Source organism: Acrocarpospora phusangensis, assembly GCF_016862995.1.
GTDB lineage: Bacteria > Actinomycetota > Actinomycetes > Streptosporangiales > Streptosporangiaceae > Acrocarpospora > Acrocarpospora phusangensis.
The window spans coordinates 33,312-49,569 of record NZ_BOOA01000051.1 but is presented as its reverse complement, the minus strand read 5'-3'; the positions used below and the strand labels follow the sequence as shown (position 1 = coordinate 49,569).

Sequence of the window (16,258 nt, the reverse complement as noted above, 5' to 3'; positions counted from 1 at the left end):
ATCGCCCGGACGGCACGTCGCTAGCCGATCGTCACCACGGCGCGGGGGCCGGGGGCGTGACGACGGGCGGCCGGTCGTCGCAGGTGATGGTGTTGGGGAGCTCCCACGGTGCCATCCACGGGCCGGTCGTGCCGCCGCCGTCGTTGCCGCCCAGGTCCGTGACCGTGAACTCGGAGCCGGTCGGGGGGAAGTTGAAGGAGCCGCAGTTGTTGATGCCGACGGCTCCGACGTTGCGGGCGTCCACGTTCTCGAAGGTCGCCGACCCCTTGACGCGGGCGCTCACCACGGAGGTGCCGGTGCCGTCCACGCGGATGTCCTTGAAGTGCACGTTGGTGATGGAGTAGAGGTCCTTCACCGACCACTCGCTGACCAGCATGATCGCGTTGTACCCGTTGTCCAGGAAGTGGTTGCCGACCACCTGGATGTTGGCCTCGATGTTCTTCTCCAGGGCGTAGAACCAGATGGCCCCGAGGCCGATGTTCCAGTTCAGCTCGTACGTGCCGGCTCTGACCGTGGTGTTGTTGGTGATCCACATGCTGCCGGTGAACGGTTCCGCGCCGAAGCGGGAGCCGACCTGGATGCCGCTGCCCTCGCGGATCGGGTCCGCGACCAGGTTGTTGGAGATCGTGTTGTCCTTGCCGCCGTAGACGGCGATGCCGTTCGCGAGCACCGGCGTCTGGACCGTGTTGCGGTCGAAGGTGTTGTTCGCGTTGGCGGTCTTCTCCGACCACATGGCCAGGCCGTCGTCGCCGGTGTTGCGGACGAAGTTGTTGGCGACCAGCGAGTTCGTGACGCCGATGTGGAAGTTGAGGGCGTCGGCGATCTGGTCGACGACGATGTTGTTGGTGACCTTGACGTTGCTCATCGGGCCGTCGAACCAGAGGCCGACCTTGGTGTGCCGGATGTAGAGGCCGTCGATGGTCGAGTCGCTCATCGCGCCGCCGATGCCGTTCACCTGGTCGGTGTCGATGCGCTCGCGCACGTCGCCCTCGATGGCGAACCCGGACAGGTGCACGTTCCTGCTGCCGCCGTCCTTCGCGTCCTTGCCGTAGAAGCCGACGCCGGTGTGCACGGAGCCGTCGGGGGCCGGCGGGTCGAGCGCGACCTCCTTGCCCTTGATGATCGTGTACCAGTTGCCGGCGCCCTCGATCGTCACGTCGTCGACGATGATGTGGCGGTTCACCTGGTAGACGCCCGGCGGGATGTACACCTTCAGGTGGCTGCGCTTGGCGAAGGCGATCGCCTTGTCGAAGGCGTCCGCCGAGTCGCGGCGGCCCAGCGGGTCGGCGCCGAACAGCAGCACGTTGGCGGCGAGCACCCGCACGTGCGGCGCGCCCACGAGCTCGGAGTCGAGCAGGTCGATGACCGTCCAGGCGGCGTTGCTCCCGGCCGGCACGGTCAGCCGCACCTTGTCGCCGGCCTTGTACTTCTTGCCCAGCAGCAGGCGCTGCTCGTCGTAGAAGTGGCTCGGCCGGAACGGCTTGGTGATGACCGGGGCCGGGGTGGTGGCGTTGGGCACACAGGCGCACTCGGTGATCCACCAGTCGGGGTGGAGCAGGTCCGCGTTCGGGTCGTTGCTGAACGGATACTGGTTGTAGAGCCACGCGTACTGCGAGGTCAGGGTCATGGTCCTGCGGTCCTTGCCGTTGACCGTGACCTGCAGCGGAGCGGTGATGCCGCCGCCGCCCGGCGCGTCCGGGATGCTGTAGCGCACGTTGATCGCGTTGGCGGCGTTGGGCAGGACGAACTCCACATGCTGGCCGGGCGTGAGCCGTACCGCCTTCCGCCCGGACGCCTCCGAGGGCAGCGTGTAGGCGGTGCGGTCCGGCCCGATGACCGTGCCGTTGGTGGTGGCGTTCTCGGCCTCCTGCTCGGCGAAGGCGACGTTGGCGCCCCGGCCCGCGACCAGCGCCGGGTTGAGCGCGGCCCTGGTCACCACCGGTCCCGCCGCGCCGGCGGTCGCCATGGCCGGTCCGCTGAGTACGGCGCCGAGCCCCAGGGTGAGCGCCACCACGACCGCCCCCGCGGCCCGTCGGGACGTTCTTCCTGACCTCGGTAACGCGCCGGTGCTGCTGGGTGCCATCGTCTGCTCGTTTCTCTCGGGGGGTGAGCACCCGACGGCGTTCACGGCGGAGAACACCACGGGGTGAGGTGACAGTAGGCCGCGAATACCCCGTTCCACAAGGTCTCTGCGAGATAGTTTCGCCGGTCTGCAAGCGACCTGCGGTTCTTCGCGCAGTTTCTTGCGGTGTACGTCATGAGACGTTGCAAGCTTTCGTAATCGTGGGCACGCGAGGACGCCGGACGTGATCAGCGCCGTCCGGCTTCGGTCAGCCGAGGGGGTCCGGGTTGTAGCCGGTCGGGCCGGGGTAGCCGTCCTCCAGCCAGCGGCAGACGCGCCAGTTGAGCTCGAAGAGCCGTTCCCTGTCGCTGCCGAACAGGGCGAGGGTCTCGGCGAAGAACTCCTCGTTGCTGCTGTGGCCGTAGTCGGTGAACGGGGTGAACTCGACCGCGGCCGCGTAGCGCACGAAGTCGTACAGGCGGCGGGTCATGCCGATCATCGTGTCGGGGATCGCGTTCTGGCTGAGCTGCTCGCCGGTGATCCGTACCGCGTCACGGTCGGTCGCGGGCAGGACCAGGTCGAGGTTCACGGCGGCGTCGCGTAACTGGTCGCTCGCGGTGGCCGCCGCCTGCTGCTTGCCCCGGTAGACCGTGACGGCCTGGGCGATCCGTTGCGCGTCGCAGGCGTGCAGCGCGTCGCACAGGGTCTCGGCCGCGTCCCACTGGTGGCTGGACGCGGAGACGTGCTGGTCGAGCAGCTTGGTCCAGGTGACCACGGCTGGCCGGTCGTCGACCGCCACGAGCCGCTTGGCGCGGGCGAGCAGGTCGTCGAGTTTCGGCTCACAGCTGCGCACCAGGGCGTTGCGGTCGGCCAGCAGCGTGGTCCGGGGGCAGAACGACACCACGTGCCCGAGTTCGTGGAGCAGCGTGAAGTCGCCGCCGCTGCCGGCGTCACCGGGCGGGCCGCAGCTTCGCCGGTCGTGGGGGTCGAAGGCGACGTTGTAGTAGTGCGCGTGCGGGGGAGGGCTCAGCTGGTCCCCGTTGTCCAGCGCGTCGTAGCCGTTGTGGGTGTAGCCGCCGTGGGTGACGCCGTTTCTCGCCGCGGTCGCGTCGCCGTCGCGTACGAGTGCGGCGCCGCGCAGCGCGTCGGTCGCGTGGGCGGGCATCCTGGCGAACGCGGCGGCCACCCGGCCCAGCTCGCCGGCCGTCCACTGGGTGGCCCGCCGGTCGTCGAGGGCGGCCAGCCGGAACGTCCGCTGGAGGGCGTCCTTCCGTCCCTGGAGGCCGGGGACACCCGTGAGATAGGCGGGCAACGGCCAGTCGGCCACCTCGCCGAGCCGTTCGGGCCGGACCTTCTTGCCTGGTTGTCCCGCGCCGACCACGAGTTCGTACCGGACGAAACCGCCCGGGACGGGAATGGTCAGCGGCCAGACGAAGCCGGGCCCGGCCTGCGCGATCGCGCCGGTCGAATCGGCCGCGAAGACGGCGCGGACCACGGCCCTGCTCTCCGCCGCCGGCACGAAGGCGAGATCGACGGCGACGTTCCGCTCCTTGAGCGCGCCGGTCAGGTCCTCATCGCCCAGCTGGTACGCCGGGAGCGGCACCTTGTGGATGACGAGCGGGGCGCCGTTGCCCTTCTCCAGCAGGAGATAGACGGCCTGGCGGCGGCACCGCACCAGGCGGGGGTCGGTGAGCGCGCACACCCGGATCCGGTTGCCCGCGTCCACCCCGATGGTGACCGCGCTCCGCCGGATGCCCGCGAGGATCCAGGTCCGCCAGGGCCGTACGGCCGGGGTGAGGGGACCGGCAGTGCCCAGCTGCTGGACCAGGACGCCCAGGTACTCCTCGAAGGCGGCCTCCCAGGCCGGGGCCAGCTGCTGGACGTCGTTCTGGTCGAGGGTCGCCGAGGCGAGCGCGGCCGAGGTGACCGGGCAGGCGTTGATCCAGGCCACCAGGGACCTGACGAAGACCTCGGCGCCCTCGGCGTCATGGCTCGACGCGTACGCCTGCACCGCCGCGGTCAGTTGCTCCCGCATCGTGGCCAGATGCGCCAGCCGCTGCTGCCGAGTGGTCAACGCTCCGCTTCGCGCGTTCTTGAGCGCCTCCAACAGCGCGTTCAGGGCGACCTGGCCGTCGGAGACCCCACTGTGCATGGAACGTTCCCCTCGTCGGTTGACCGCACCGACCGTAACCTCTGGTGATCCCTACGTAAAGAGCAGATTTGTCGAATATGAGAGGGGTTAATGCGTTTTTTCGAGAAATATCCCTGTCAGCCCTTCCAATGGAGGAAGGCCTCACCGGCGGAGATCAGGGCGAACCAGAGGCCCACCGAGACGAAGGGCACGAGCAGACCCCACGCCGAGTTCGCGCGTACCGCCCAGACGGCGGTGGCCAGCAGGGCGAGCCAGACCAGGAGCAGGACGGCGATCGCCCAGGCGGGGGCCAGCAGGCCGCTGGCGCTGTAGAAGGGGAGGGTGCAGAGCTGCCCGATGAGGCCGAGCCAGCTGGCGACGCGGGCGGCGTTCTTGGACACGGTGGGCATCTCGCCTCATCCCGTCGAAGGTGGTGTATGCGGAAGATCCTCCCGCTTGCGGAGGCCGCGGCGCAACGCGGGACCTTCTCCGTGACACATTACGCAAATTGTCTGTTTTGTGCGAGTGTTATGCGTTTTCGTGGATCCTCGGTGAAAAGGCGAAACGTATACGGGAATCCCCGTTCCGCTGACGGACCAGGCAAAGGATGCGGCCGAAGGGTCTTCATCTGCACAGATTCACCGGCAGCCCGGCATGGGAGGCGGCGGCCCGGTGGTAGGGCACCAGACAGCGTCCGGCTCACGCGGCAAGAGAGGCGGGAGGAGCCGATGGCAGACAGCAGACCGGTGGCCGATGTGGTCCTGGAGGGCGGGGGAGTCAAGGGCATCGGGCTCGTCGGGGCGTTGTCCGCGCTGACCGATGCCGACTACCGATTCGGCGGGCCGGGGCGGGTGGCGGGGACCTCCGCCGGTGCCATCGTCGGCGCGCTTCTGGCGGCGGGCATGCCGCAGGAGCGGATGAACCAGGTGATCCGGGAGCTGGACTACCGGAGTTTCCGTGACGGCCCGCCGCTGGGGCTGCTGGGCCGCGCCTGGTCCCTGATCTTCCACCAGGCCATGTACCGGGGGGACTACCTGCGCGAGTGGATCGCCGGTCATCTGGAGGACCTCGGGGTTCGCACCTTCGCCGACCTGCGGCTGGAGGATCCCGGCAGCGACCTGCCGCCCGAGCGTGCCTACAAGCTGCTGGTCATCGTCTCGGACGTGGCCAACGGGCGGATGGTGCGCCTGCCCTGGGACTACGCCCACTACGGCCTCGACCCGGACGAGCAGTCGGTCGCGGACGCCGTCCGCGCCTCCGCGGCGATCCCCTTCTACTTCCGTCCCGTACGGCTGCTGCGCCGCCCCGGCGGCAAGCCGGTCGCCCTGTACGTCGACGGCGGGATGTTGTCGAACTACCCCGTGACGGTGTTCGACCGCCGCGACACCGTCAAGCCGCGGTGGCCGACGTTCGGCATCAAACTGTCGGCGCCGCCGCCGAACGGACCGTGGGGCAGCGCGTGGGCGCCCATCGCCGGCCCCGTCAGCATGGCGAAGGCACTGGTCACCACCATGGTCAACGCGCACGACCGGCTGGTGCAGGACGAGCCCGCCGTGACGGCGCGGACGATATTCGTGGCGAGCGACGAGGTTTCCGCCACCGACTTCTCCCTCGGCGACGAGGCCCGCGATCAGCTGTTCCGCAACGGACAGCTCGGCGTCAAGGAATTCCTGGCCCGCTGGGACTTCGAGAAGTATCTCGCCGAGTTCCGGGACCCGGAGCGAGCTTTGAGCCGCGCGGGTGCGTATGATCGCCGTTGAATCCCCACGGACCCATGCTGTCAGCGACCTTTACGGATTCTGTCAATAATTCCGTTTATAATCCGGAATTACCTGCGGAATCGACCAGAGGTCGTGGTACGTGAATCCTCTCGACACTCCCGTCACGCGAATGGTGCTCCAGTACGACGGTTCGGCCGTGCGATTACTCCAAGCGCTGGTCACCGAGCCCCTGCACCCCCGCACCACGAAGCACGGCAAACAGCCGGCGGCCGTGCTCATCCCGCGTGACCTCCGCGAACGCCTCGGCATCCCGGAGGGGGAGTTGCTGACCTCCCGGCAGTCCCGGCTGGAACGTGCCGACGGTTCCGCCGCCGTCGTGGTCGCGTACGTGGACCTGCTCTGCGAAGCCGGGTCCCGCCGCGACGAGCACGAGGTCCTCCGCGTCGGCACCCGCCGCTGGTACTGGGGCGAGCCCGGCGGAATCCACCGCGTCTCCGCCTGGCGCGAGATCCTCACCACCACCAACGGCATCGCCTCCCGCTACACCCGCGAGATCTTCCACCCGGACGTGGTCCCGGTGATCGCGCCCGCCTCGGCCCGCCCCGAGATGGCCACCTCCGGCGTACGGCGCCGCCTGGCCGTCACGCCCCGAGCCAGGAGAAGCGGCGAACCGGTGCTCTAACGCGTGAGGTTGACCCCGGTCTCCGGATGGAAGAGGTGGACGGCGGCCGGGTCGTACCAGAGGGTGGTGGGATCGCCTTCGCTGATGGGGGACTTGGCGTCCAGGCGGGCGACCACCTGGGTCTCCTGGGTGAAGGACGTTCCGGGTTCGAAGGTGAAGTAGGCGAGCTTCTCGGCGCCCATGGACTCGATGATGTCGACGGTGCCGGTGAAGGAGGCGCCGTGCCTGATCCGGGTGTCCTGGAAGAGTTCGGGGCGGATGCCCGCCACGACCTCGCGGGGAAGCCCGGCGCGGCGGACGGGGATGGTGCCGATGACGGTGTGGAGGCCGTCGTCGTGGACCTCGGCGGGCAGGAAGTTCATGGCGGGGGAGCCGATGAAGCCCGCGACGAAGCGGTTGGCGGGATGGTCGTAGATGTCCTGGGGCGCGCCGACCTGCTGGACGAGTCCGGACTCCATGATGACGATGCGGTCGCCGAGGGTCATGGCCTCGGTCTGGTCGTGGGTGACGTAGACGGTGGTGGTGCCGAGGCGTTTCTGCAGGCGGGAGATGGAGGTGCGCATCTGGACGCGGAGTTTGGCGTCCAGGTTGGAGAGGGGTTCGTCCATCAGGAAGGCTTTCGGGTCGCGGACGAGGGCGCGGCCCATGGCGACCCGCTGGCGCTGCCCGCCGGAGAGGTTGGCGGGCCTGCGGTCCAGCAGGGCGGTCAGGTCGAGGAGTTCGGCGGCATGCTGAACCTTGGCCGCGATCTCCGGTTTGGGGGTCTTGGCGAGCGTGAGGGGGAACGCCATGTTCTCCCGGACGGTCATGTGCGGGTACAGCGCGTAGGACTGGAACACCATGGCGATGTCGCGGTCCCGGGGGGCGCGCTCGTTGACGCGTACGCCGTCGATGCGGAGTTCGCCCGCGCTGATCTCCTCCAGGCCGGCGATCATGTTCAGGGTGGTGGACTTGCCGCAGCCGGACGGCCCGACCAGGATCACGAACTCGCGGTCGGCGATGGTCAGGTTGACGTCGTGCACCGCCGTGGTGCCGTCGGGGAAACGTTTGCTCACGCCGTCGAGCACGATCTCAGCCATCGCTCATCCCTTCACCGCACCGGAGGTCAGCCCGGCCACGATCCGGCGCTGGAAGAGCAGCACGAAGACCACGATGGGGATCGTGATGACCACCGCCGCGGCCGCGATCGACCCGGTCGGGTCCTCGAACTGCGAGCCGCCGGTGAAGAACGAGATCGTCGCCGGGGCGGTCCTGGCCGCCGAGGAGGAGGTGAGCGAGATCGCGAACAGGAAGTCGTTCCAGCAGAAGATGAACGCCAGGATCGCGGTGGTGACCATGCCGGGCACGGCCAGCGGCACGATGACCTTCCAGAACGCCTGGAACGGGGTGGCGCCGTCCATTTTCGCCGCGCGTTCCAGCTCGGTGGGGATCTCCTTGAAGAACGCGGACAGCGTGTAGATCGTCAGCGGCAGGGCGAAGGTCACGTACGGCAGGATCAGCCCCGGCCAGGTGTCGAACAGGCCCAGCGCGCGCTCGATCTGGAACAGCGGGGTGACCAGGGAGATCTGCGGGAACATCGCGATCAGCAGGGAGAAGCCGATGAGCGCGCGTTTGCCGGGGAAGGTCAGGCGGGCGATCGCGTACGCGGCCATGGTGCCGAAGAGCATCGCGATGAAGGTCGCGATCAGCCCGATGCCGATGGAGTTGACCAGCCCGCGGGTGAAGTCGTCGTTGCGGAAGATGCCCGCGTAGTTGCTCCACGTCCATTTCGTCGGCAGCAGCGCGCCGTCGGTGATCGTGCTCGGGTCCTTGAACGACAGGGACACGATCCAGAGCACGGGGATCAGCGCGTACAGGACGACCAGGACGTCGATCAGTCCCCACCGGAGTCTCATCGGGGAGCCGCCGCCCCGAACACCCTGATGAAGACGAACGCAATGATCGCCACACTTATCAGGATCAGTACGGACATGGTCGAGCCGATGCCCAGATTGAGCCCGCCGATCAGATTGTGGTACGCGGTGATCGACACGGACGCCGTGTCGTGCGCGCCGTCGGTCAGCACGTACACGTTGTCGAAGATCCGGAACGCGTCCAGGGTGCGGAACAGCAGCGCCACCAGGATCGCGGGCTTCATCAGCGGCAGCACGATCTTCGTGAAGCGCTGCCGTCGGTTCGCCCCGTCCATCGCGGCCGCCCGCAGCAACTCCTCCGGGACCAGCGCCAGCCCGGTCATCAGCAGCAGTGCCATGAACGGCGTCGTCTTCCACACCTCGGCCAGGATGATGATCGCGATCGAGGACCACTGCCCGGTCAGCGGCGCCTGCCCCGCCGGCAGCAGGTTGGCCAGCCAGCCGGTGCCCGGAGTCCACGCGTACTTCCAGCCGTAGGCCGCCGCGACCGTCACGATCCCGTACGGGACGAGCACCACCGTCCGCACCAGCCCGCGCCCGACGAGCGTGCGGAACATGACCAGCGCCACCAGCATGCCGAGCACCAGCTCGATGGCCACGCTCACCACGGTGATCAGCGCGGTCACGCCGAACGCCGTCCACCAGTGCGGGCTGCTCAGGACGGTCGTGTAGTTGGACAGCCCGATCCACGCCTGGTCCTGCGGGAAGCGCAGGTCGGCGCGTTGCAACGACAGGAGGACGGAGTAGAGGATCGGCCAACCGGTGACCGCGATCATGACCAGCGTGGCCGGCGCGCACAGCCACAGCGCCAGCCGCCGCTCGTCCCGCGCCCGGCCGGCGGTCACGGCAGCACGCCCTTGCTCTGGAGCGCGTCCGAGATCTGCCGCCGCAGCGCCGCCAGCGTCACCGGCGGATCGATCTCGGCCGGGGGCGACAGGACGGCGGCGATCACCGTGGACACGTTCTGGTAGACGGGCGTCTTCGGGCGGGGCGCGGCCGTTTCGAGCGCGTCCAGGATGGCCTGGCGCATCGGGTAGACCTGGGCCAGCTCCGGATCGGCGTAGACGGCCTCGATCGTCGGGGGCAGTCCGTCCTTGATCGCCGCGAGGCGCTGGCTCTCCGGGTCGCGCAGGCACAGGGCCGCCTCGAACGCCTCCCGCGGGTGCTCCGAATACCGGCTTATCGCGAAATTGGCCCCGCCCAGGGGTGGGCGTCCCGGGCCGTCGATGCCCGGATACGCCGACCATCTGAAGTGCGGCAGCAGGTCGGGGCGGTTGGCCGCCATCGACGCGTACACGTAGGGCCAGTTGACCTCGAAGGCCGCCCGTCCGGCCTCCACCGCCAGCCGGGCCTCGTCCTCGTGCGTGTTGGACAGGGACGGATCGGCCGCTTTCGACCGCGCGTACGCCCGCATGACCCCCAGGGCGCGCAGCGCGGGCGGCCCCAGCGCGACCGCGTTCCCGTCCGGCGTGAGAATCGAGCCGCCCGCCGCCGCGACCATGCTGTTGAGCCAGACGGCCAGCCCTTCGTACTGCGCGCCCGGCACTTCCCCGTACGCGGGCTTGCCCGCCGCCGCCAGCCGTTCGGCCGCCTCCATGATCCCCTGCCAGGTCACGGGCGCCCGCTCCACCAGATCCGCCCGATACCACAACAACTGCACATTCGTGTTGTACGGCGCCGCGTACAGCCGGCCCCGCCACACCGCCGTGTCCAGCGGCTTCGCCAGCGTCCCCGCCCGTGCCCGCTCCGCGTGACTGCCCGTCCACTCCCGGATCCACCCGGCCTCGGCCAGTTCGGCGGTCCAGGTGACGTCCAGTCCGAGCACGTCCAGGCCGGGGTCCCCGGCCGCCAGCCGCCGTACGAGTTGTTCCCGTTGTCCGTTGGCGTCCCGGGGGAGCACGTTCACGATGATCCGGTAGCGTCCGGCGGCCAGGCGGTTGCAGCGGTCGGCGATCAGCTGGATGTTCTGCTGCGGCGCGTTGTACAGGTTGATCCGGGTGATCCCGTCCTCGGTGGATCCGCAGCCCGCCACGGCGCCCGCCAGCAGCGCGGCCGTGACAGTCCTGATCATGCGGGAGGCGTACCCGCATCGCCATCTCGCGGACGCCCGGAAACTCTAAAGAGACCTTCGCCGGAAACGTCTAGCCTTCAGATCATGCTGGACGGAACCCTCGTACACCTGCGGCCCGCCGCCGACGCCGATCGCCCCGCCCTGATCGCCATCCGCTCGACCCCCGAGGTCTACCGTCGCTGGCGCGGCGGGGACGACCTGGCGGCGGCCGTCGCGGACGACCTGACCTGCGACGACACCGAGGTCCTCGTCATCGAGCACGACGGCAGGGTGGTGGGCGCGATCCAGTGGGGCGAGGAGACCGACCCCGACTACCGCCACGCCAGCGTCGACCTCTATCTCGACCCGGCCGTGCACGGGCGCGGGCTGGGCGCGGACGCGATCCGCACCCTGGCCCGCCACCTGTTCGACCACCACGGCTTCCACCGCCTGGCGATCGACCCGGCCGCCGACAACGCCGCGGCCATCCGCTGCTACGAGAAGGTCGGCTTCCGATCCGTCGGGGTCATGCGCCAGTACGAGCTCGGCCCCGACGGAACCTGGCACGACGGCCTGCTCATGGACCTGCTGGCCGGCGAGCTCACCTGAAGCCGCGCAGCCGCAGGCTGTTGGCCACCACGAACAGCGAGGACAGCGCCATCGCGCCTCCCGCGATCATGGGGTTGAGCAGGCCGAGCGCGGCCAGCGGCAGCCCGGCCACGTTGTACGCGAACGCCCAGAACAGGTTGCCCTTGATCACCCGGAGGGTGCGCCGGGCCAGCCTGATGGCGTCGGCCGCCACCCGCAGGTCGCCGCGGACCAGGGTGAGACCGGCCGCCTGGATGGCCGCGTCGGTGCCGGTGCCCATGGCCAGGCCCAGATCCGCCTGGGCCAGCGCCGCCGCGTCGTTGACGCCGTCGCCGACCATCGCGACGATCCGGCCCTCGGCCTGGAGGCGCTTGACCGCGTCCACCTTGTCGGCGGGCAGCACGTCGGCGATGACGTGCTCCTTCTCGATGCCGACCTCGGCGGCCACCGCGTCGGCGGCGGCCCGGTTGTCGCCGGTGAGCAGGAACGGGGTCAGCCCGAGCGCCCGCAGGCTCCGGACCGCCTCGCCGGACGTCGCCTTCACCCGGTCCGCGACGGTGATCACCGCCCGCGCCCGGCCGTCCCATCCGACCACGACCGCCGTACGGCCCAGCCCGTGCGCCTCGGCCACCGCGCCCTCCAGCTCGGGCGGGAGGGAACCCACCAGCTGGGGGCGTCCCACGAGGACGGTGCGGCCGTCGACCACGCCGCGGACGCCGAGCCCTTCGAGGTTGGCGAAACCCTCGGGCGTCGGCAGGGCGCGCCGGGGCGCCGTCTCACCGGTTTCGGCGTCGGCGGGTTTGCGGGGGGCGGGCAGGGTGGCGACCGGGGTAGTGGGGTACGCCGCCGTGATGGCCTTCGCGATCGGGTGCTCGGAGGCGTGTTCGAGGGCCGCCGCGTAGAACAGGGTCTCGTCCCGGTCCTCGCCGGTGGCGGGGATGACCTCGATCACGGTCATCCTGCCTTCGGTGACCGTACCGGTCTTGTCGAGGACGACGGTGTCCACGGCCCGGGTGGACTCCAGGACCTCGGGGCCCTTGATGAGGATGCCGAGCTGGGCGCCCCGGCCGGTGCCGACCAGGAGCGCGGTCGGGGTGGCCAGGCCGAGCGCGCACGGGCAGGCGATGATCAGGACGGCCACGGCCGCCGTGAACGCCGCCGCCACGCCGCCGCCGGTGCCCAGCCAGAAGCCCAGCGTGGCCACGGCCAGGCCGATCACGATCGGCACGAACACGCCGGAGATGCGGTCGGCCAGGCGCTGGACCTGGGCCTTGCCGGCCTGGGCGGCTTCGACGAGGGCGGCCATCTGGGCCAGCTGCGTGTCCGCGCCGACCCGGGTCGCGCGCACCACCAGCCGTCCGGAGGTGTTGAGGGTGGCGCCGGTGACCGGGTCGCCGGGGCCGACGTCCACGGGCACGGGTTCGCCGGTGAGCATCGAGGCGTCGACCGCGGAGCCGCCCTCCTCGACCACGCCGTCCGTGGCGATCTTCTCGCCGGGCCGTACGACGAAGTGGTCGCCGGCCTGGAGGCTGTCGATCGGGACGCGCGTCTCCCGGCCGTCGCGGAGCACGGCGACGTCCTTGGCGCCCAGGTCGAGCAGGGCGCGCAGGGCCGAACCGGCGCGGCGTTTGGCGCGGGCCTCGACGTAGCGGCCGGTCAGGATGAACATCGTCACCCCGGCGGCGGCCTCCAGGTAGATGTTGCCGGAGGCGTCGGTGCGCTGGATGACGAACTCAAACGGGTGGGTCATGCCGGGCATGCCCGCCGTGCCGAGGAAGAGCGCCCAGACCGACCAGCCGAAGGCGGCCAGCGTGCCGATCGAGACCAGCGTGTCCATGGTGGCCGCGCCGTGCCGGAGGTTGGTCCAGGCGGCGCGGTGGAACGGCCAGCCGCCGTAGAGCACGACCGGGGCGGCGAGGGTCAGCGAGAGCCACTGCCAGTAGTCGAACTGGAGGGCCGGGATCATCGCCATGGCGATCACGGGGACGGCCAGGACGATCGAGACGATCAGGCGCTGCCGCAGCGGGGCCAGGTCGTCGGCGGGGGTGGTCTCCGGGGGTTCCGGGGTGGGCAGGCTGGCGTCGTACCCGGCTTTGCGGACCTCGTCGATGAGGGTTTCCGGGGCGATGCCGGGGCTGAAGGTGACGGTCGCCTTCTCGGTGGCGTAGTTCACCGAGGCGGAGACGCCGTCCAGCTTGTTGAGCTTGCGTTCGATGCGGTTGGCACAGGAGGCGCAGGTCATGCCGGTGATCGACAGCTCGATCGCGTGCCTGGCCCGGTCGTCGGTGATGATGGTCATCGTCTGCTCCTCTCTAGTGCTGGTGGGCCTGGACGGTGAAGTCCGCGGTGCGGACCTTGCCGCCGTGCTGGAAGTCGAGGAAGAGGCGGTAGTCGCCCAGGCTCGGCACCTCCGTGCGGAAGGTGATCGCCGGGCCCGCGGTGGTGCTCGTCTCCGGGTGCACGTGCAGGTAGGCCAGGTCGCCGGAACGGAGGGCGACCAGGTGGCCGTACGCGCCGAGGTAGGGCTGGAGGTCGGTGACCGGCTTGCCGTCCTTGGCGACCTGAACGGTGAGCGTGCTCGCGGTGCCGGGGACGAGGTCGCCGGCGAGCGTGACGGTGTAGCCGTCCACGGTGGCCACGCGGTTCACGGCGGGAGCGGGCTCCGGGGTGTAGTCGCCGGCGGCGAAGAGGTCCACGCCGAGGGTGAGGTTGTCCCCCGGATCGGGAGTGAAGTCAGCGAACGCCCGGTACGTCCCAGCCGAGGGGAGTTCGAGCGGAACCGACCACACGCCGTCCCCGCCCAGCTCCGGATGAAGATGCTGGAAGTGCCCGAGATCCCGCGAGACCACGATGAAGTGCAACTTCTTCTCGTGCTCCGTCTTGTACGCGGTGACGGGCCGTCCGTCGGCTCCCGTCACGGTGAAACGGAAACGGGTCTCCTCGCCGGGCGTGAGCGTGGGGGACTCGGGGACGAGCGCGACCCCGCCCTCCGACACCTGCAAGCCACCCGGGACCCCGACCTGCTCGCCTGCGCGACCGTCGGTCCCATGACCGTCCGAGCCGTGGCCGGATTCCTGGCCGGATTGCTCCTGGGCGGTGGCTGAGTGGTCATCGGTGCCGTGGGCTGCTGTCGCGCCCTCGCTCGCATGAGCGGTCTGGGTCGTTTCCTGGGGTCCGGCCAGTGCGCCTACTCCCAGTGCTCCGCCGAAGACGACGACGAGGCCCGCGAAGTAGATCCCGAGCTTGACCGCGGTGTTCATCACGAAGCCGTGACCGAGTACCCCGCCTCCGCGACGGCCTTGGACACGGCCTCGGAGTCGACGGGGGTGTCGGCGGTGACGGTGAGCTTACCGGTCGGCAGATCGACCTCGACGGAGGTCACACCCGGGATGCCTTCGACTTCTTCACGCACGGAGGAGACGCAGTGCCCACAGGTCATGCCGGAAACGGTGAAGGTGCTGGTGCTCATTTAGTTCTCCTGGTCAAGAATCTGGTGCCGTCGCGATGGCGGCTGAAGAGGAATGGGGATCAAGGGATGTGCGGGGTTCGAGCGGCTGGGCTCAAGGCGTCTCCGGCGGAATGGACCGGTTGATCTCGTCGCCGATGCGGCGAGCGGCGTCACCTGCTCCGGATGACGGCGAACGCCTGACGTCTGATCCGCTCCGAGCCGGCGGGGTCATGAGCGGACGAGGCGGGCGATGGCCGCGGAGGCTTCCTTGACTTTGGCGTCGGCCTCGGGGCCGCCCTTGGCGGTGGCTTCGGCCACACAGTGGGCCAGGTGCTCTTCGAGAAGCGCGAGGGCGAACGACTGCAGGGCCCGGTTCGCGGCCGACACCTGCGTCAGGATGTCGATGCAGTAGTCGTCTTCTTCTACCATCCGCTGCAGGCCGCGGATCTGTCCCTCGATCCGGCGCAGCCGTTTGAGATGGTCTTGCTTACGATCGGTGTATCCGTGCATGTCATTGCCTCCCACTCACGGAACACCATACCCCCCTACGGTATTCCTGGCGCAATCGGGGAGGCGCCGGGCCGCTCCACTTCGACGGTGTCGGGGACCGTCAGCAGGTAGACGGCCTCGCAGTCGCTCCGGCAGGACACGTCGACGCGCAGGGTCCTGCCGTTCCAGGACTGCCGGACATCCGGCGGGTCCCCGGTCCAGGTGAGTTCACGCCGGACCGTCAGCTGGCCGTCCACGCCGGTCTCGACGTCCACGCGCACGTTCTCGCCCGCGCGTACGACCAGGGTGGGGGAGACGAAGGCGTACACCTCGGTCAGAATTTCCGTGTGCTGCTGGGAGAGCAGCCAGGTGGGGGCGTTCCTGTCCATGCCGCCGCGCCACTCGATCTCCGTGTACGCGGTCACCGCGGTCGCGACCACGACGATCACGGTGAACGCGCCGCCCACGATCCGCCAGGCCCGCACCCCCATGCTCAGCCCACCTTCAGGAAGCGCAGCACGGCCAGCACCCGCCGGTGGTCCTTGTCGGCGCCCGAGAGTTCGAGCTTGGTGAAGATGTTGTTGATGTGCTTGCCGACCGCGCTCTCCGAGATGACCAGGGTCTCCCCGATGGCGGTGTTGGAGCGACCCTCGGCGATCAGCGCGAGCACCTCGCGCTCGCGGCGGGTCAGCCGATCCAGGGGGTCGCTGTGCCGGCGGAGCAGGAGCTGGGCCACCACCTCGGGGTCGAGGGCGGTGCCGCCCGCCGCGACCCGGCGCAGCGCGTCCAGGAACTCCGGCACGTCGGCCACCCGGTCCTTGAGCAGGTAGCCGATTCCGCTGGTGGCCGAGGAGAGCAGCTGGGTCGCGTACCGCTCCTCGACGTACTGGGAGAGGACGAGGATGGCCAGGTCGGGGCGCTGGCGGCGCAGGACCAGGGCCGCGCGCAGGCCCTCGTCGGTGTGCGACGGCGGCATGCGCACATCGGTGACGACCAGGTCGGGCACGTGCTCGTCCACGGCGCGCAGCAGCCCCTCCGCGTCCGCGACCGCCGCGACCACCTCGATCCCGGCCGACCGCAACACCCAGACAAGCCCTTCCCTGAGCAGGACAGAGTCCTCCGCGAGGACCACGCGCATGTCTACTCCGCCCGGATCGTGGTGGTGGTCGGGTTG

Annotated in this window: 16 protein-coding genes; 3 read left to right on the top strand and 13 right to left on the bottom strand. The window is 69.8% G+C overall.

Annotated elements, in window-relative coordinates; translation table 11 throughout:
* Positions 1–31: 31 nt before the first annotated feature.
* The 3 genes from Aph01nite_RS27325 to Aph01nite_RS27315 form a co-directional block, all read right to left on the bottom strand.
* On the bottom strand, positions 32–2,011 hold the full coding sequence (locus Aph01nite_RS27325; RefSeq protein ID WP_239162008.1) for a glycosyl hydrolase family 28-related protein: 1,980 nt from the start codon (positions 2,009–2,011) through the stop codon (positions 32–34).
* A 319-nt stretch (positions 2,012–2,330) separates the two neighbouring features.
* Positions 2,331–4,214: a hypothetical protein gene (locus Aph01nite_RS27320; RefSeq protein WP_204043861.1), complete on the bottom strand. Its 1,884-nt coding sequence runs from the start codon at positions 4,212–4,214 to the stop codon at positions 2,331–2,333.
* A gap of 116 nt (positions 4,215–4,330) precedes the next feature.
* Positions 4,331–4,603, bottom strand: a complete 273-nt coding sequence (locus Aph01nite_RS27315; RefSeq protein ID WP_204043860.1) for a hypothetical protein — start codon at positions 4,601–4,603, stop codon at positions 4,331–4,333.
* A gap of 318 nt (positions 4,604–4,921) precedes the next feature.
* Between Aph01nite_RS27315 and Aph01nite_RS27310 the strand changes: the two genes are divergently transcribed.
* Entirely contained in the window at positions 4,922–5,953 is a 1,032-nt protein-coding gene (locus tag Aph01nite_RS27310; protein ID WP_204043859.1) for a patatin-like phospholipase family protein, read from the top strand.
* A 100-nt stretch (positions 5,954–6,053) separates the two neighbouring features.
* Positions 6,054–6,596 (top strand): hypothetical protein, encoded by a 543-nt coding sequence (locus tag Aph01nite_RS27305; protein WP_204043858.1) that lies wholly within the window; start codon positions 6,054–6,056, stop codon positions 6,594–6,596.
* Here Aph01nite_RS27305 and Aph01nite_RS27300 read toward each other — a convergent pair.
* Genes Aph01nite_RS27300 through Aph01nite_RS27285 form a run of 4 tightly spaced genes read right to left on the bottom strand, consistent with a single transcriptional unit; the run spans position 6,593 to position 10,580 of the window.
* On the bottom strand, positions 6,593–7,675 hold the full coding sequence (locus Aph01nite_RS27300) for an ABC transporter ATP-binding protein (RefSeq protein WP_204043857.1): 1,083 nt from the start codon (positions 7,673–7,675) through the stop codon (positions 6,593–6,595). The genes Aph01nite_RS27305 and Aph01nite_RS27300 overlap by 4 nt on opposite strands.
* A 3-nt stretch (positions 7,676–7,678) precedes the next feature.
* Positions 7,679–8,491: a carbohydrate ABC transporter permease gene (locus Aph01nite_RS27295; protein ID WP_204043856.1), complete on the bottom strand. Its 813-nt coding sequence runs from the start codon at positions 8,489–8,491 to the stop codon at positions 7,679–7,681.
* The gene (locus tag Aph01nite_RS27290) at positions 8,488–9,354 is read right to left on the bottom strand and encodes a carbohydrate ABC transporter permease (RefSeq protein ID WP_275419298.1); all 867 of its coding nucleotides are present in this window, start codon (positions 9,352–9,354) and stop codon (positions 8,488–8,490) included. The genes Aph01nite_RS27295 and Aph01nite_RS27290 overlap by 4 nt, the downstream gene beginning before the upstream one ends.
* Positions 9,351–10,580: an ABC transporter substrate-binding protein gene (locus Aph01nite_RS27285; protein ID WP_204043855.1), complete on the bottom strand. Its 1,230-nt coding sequence runs from the start codon at positions 10,578–10,580 to the stop codon at positions 9,351–9,353. The genes Aph01nite_RS27290 and Aph01nite_RS27285 overlap by 4 nt, the downstream gene beginning before the upstream one ends.
* An 84-nt stretch (positions 10,581–10,664) precedes the next feature.
* Between Aph01nite_RS27285 and Aph01nite_RS27280 the strand changes: the two genes are divergently transcribed.
* Positions 10,665–11,168, top strand: a complete 504-nt coding sequence (locus Aph01nite_RS27280) for a GNAT family N-acetyltransferase (RefSeq protein WP_204043854.1) — start codon at positions 10,665–10,667, stop codon at positions 11,166–11,168.
* Here the strand turns inward: Aph01nite_RS27280 and Aph01nite_RS27275 are convergent.
* The 6 genes from Aph01nite_RS27275 to Aph01nite_RS27250 form a co-directional block, all read right to left on the bottom strand.
* On the bottom strand, positions 11,161–13,446 hold the full coding sequence (locus tag Aph01nite_RS27275; RefSeq protein ID WP_204043853.1) for a heavy metal translocating P-type ATPase: 2,286 nt from the start codon (positions 13,444–13,446) through the stop codon (positions 11,161–11,163). The two genes, Aph01nite_RS27280 and Aph01nite_RS27275, sit on opposite strands and share 8 nt — an antisense overlap.
* 13 nt (positions 13,447–13,459) lie before the next feature.
* A complete protein-coding gene (locus Aph01nite_RS27270) occupies positions 13,460–14,407 on the bottom strand; it encodes a DUF8832 domain-containing protein (protein WP_204043852.1) in 948 nt (315 codons plus the stop codon).
* Complete coding sequence (locus Aph01nite_RS27265; protein WP_204043851.1) at positions 14,407–14,616, bottom strand: heavy-metal-associated domain-containing protein; 210 nt, start codon at positions 14,614–14,616, stop codon at positions 14,407–14,409. Before Aph01nite_RS27265 ends, Aph01nite_RS27270 begins: the two co-directional genes overlap by 1 nt.
* A gap of 207 nt (positions 14,617–14,823) precedes the next feature.
* Entirely contained in the window at positions 14,824–15,105 is a 282-nt protein-coding gene (locus Aph01nite_RS27260; RefSeq protein ID WP_204043850.1) for a metal-sensitive transcriptional regulator, read from the bottom strand.
* 35 nt (positions 15,106–15,140) lie between these two features.
* Positions 15,141–15,575 carry a hypothetical protein gene (locus tag Aph01nite_RS27255; RefSeq protein WP_204043849.1) on the bottom strand — a complete coding sequence of 145 codons (435 nt, stop codon included), beginning with the start codon at positions 15,573–15,575 and terminating at the stop codon, positions 15,141–15,143.
* 2 nt (positions 15,576–15,577) lie between these two features.
* Positions 15,578–16,222: a response regulator transcription factor gene (locus Aph01nite_RS27250; RefSeq protein ID WP_204043848.1), complete on the bottom strand. Its 645-nt coding sequence runs from the start codon at positions 16,220–16,222 to the stop codon at positions 15,578–15,580.
* Between the last annotated feature and the right edge of the window lie 36 nt (positions 16,223–16,258).

Bases quoted from the DNA above. Each gene is read 5' to 3' on its own strand.
- Aph01nite_RS27320 (WP_204043861.1), bottom strand. From the start codon at position 4,214: ATGCACAGTGGGGTCTCCGACGGCCAGGTCGCCCTGAACGCGCTGTTG.
- Aph01nite_RS27315 (WP_204043860.1), bottom strand. From the start codon at position 4,603: ATGCCCACCGTGTCCAAGAACGCCGCCCGCGTCGCCAGCTGGCTCGGC.
- Aph01nite_RS27310 (WP_204043859.1), top strand. From the start codon at position 4,922: ATGGCAGACAGCAGACCGGTGGCCGATGTGGTCCTGGAGGGCGGGGGA.
- Aph01nite_RS27300 (WP_204043857.1), bottom strand. From the start codon at position 7,675: ATGGCTGAGATCGTGCTCGACGGCGTGAGCAAACGTTTCCCCGACGGC.
- Aph01nite_RS27295 (WP_204043856.1), bottom strand. From the start codon at position 8,491: ATGAGACTCCGGTGGGGACTGATCGACGTCCTGGTCGTCCTGTACGCG.
- Aph01nite_RS27285 (WP_204043855.1), bottom strand. From the start codon at position 10,580: ATGATCAGGACTGTCACGGCCGCGCTGCTGGCGGGCGCCGTGGCGGGC.
- Aph01nite_RS27280 (WP_204043854.1), top strand. From the start codon at position 10,665: ATGCTGGACGGAACCCTCGTACACCTGCGGCCCGCCGCCGACGCCGAT.
- Aph01nite_RS27275 (WP_204043853.1), bottom strand. From the start codon at position 13,446: ATGACCATCATCACCGACGACCGGGCCAGGCACGCGATCGAGCTGTCG.
- Aph01nite_RS27270 (WP_204043852.1), bottom strand. From the start codon at position 14,407: ATGAACACCGCGGTCAAGCTCGGGATCTACTTCGCGGGCCTCGTCGTC.
- Aph01nite_RS27265 (WP_204043851.1), bottom strand. From the start codon at position 14,616: ATGAGCACCAGCACCTTCACCGTTTCCGGCATGACCTGTGGGCACTGC.
- Aph01nite_RS27260 (WP_204043850.1), bottom strand. From the start codon at position 15,105: ATGCACGGATACACCGATCGTAAGCAAGACCATCTCAAACGGCTGCGC.
- Aph01nite_RS27255 (WP_204043849.1), bottom strand. From the start codon at position 15,575: ATGGGGGTGCGGGCCTGGCGGATCGTGGGCGGCGCGTTCACCGTGATC.
- Aph01nite_RS27250 (WP_204043848.1), bottom strand. From the start codon at position 16,222: ATGCGCGTGGTCCTCGCGGAGGACTCTGTCCTGCTCAGGGAAGGGCTT.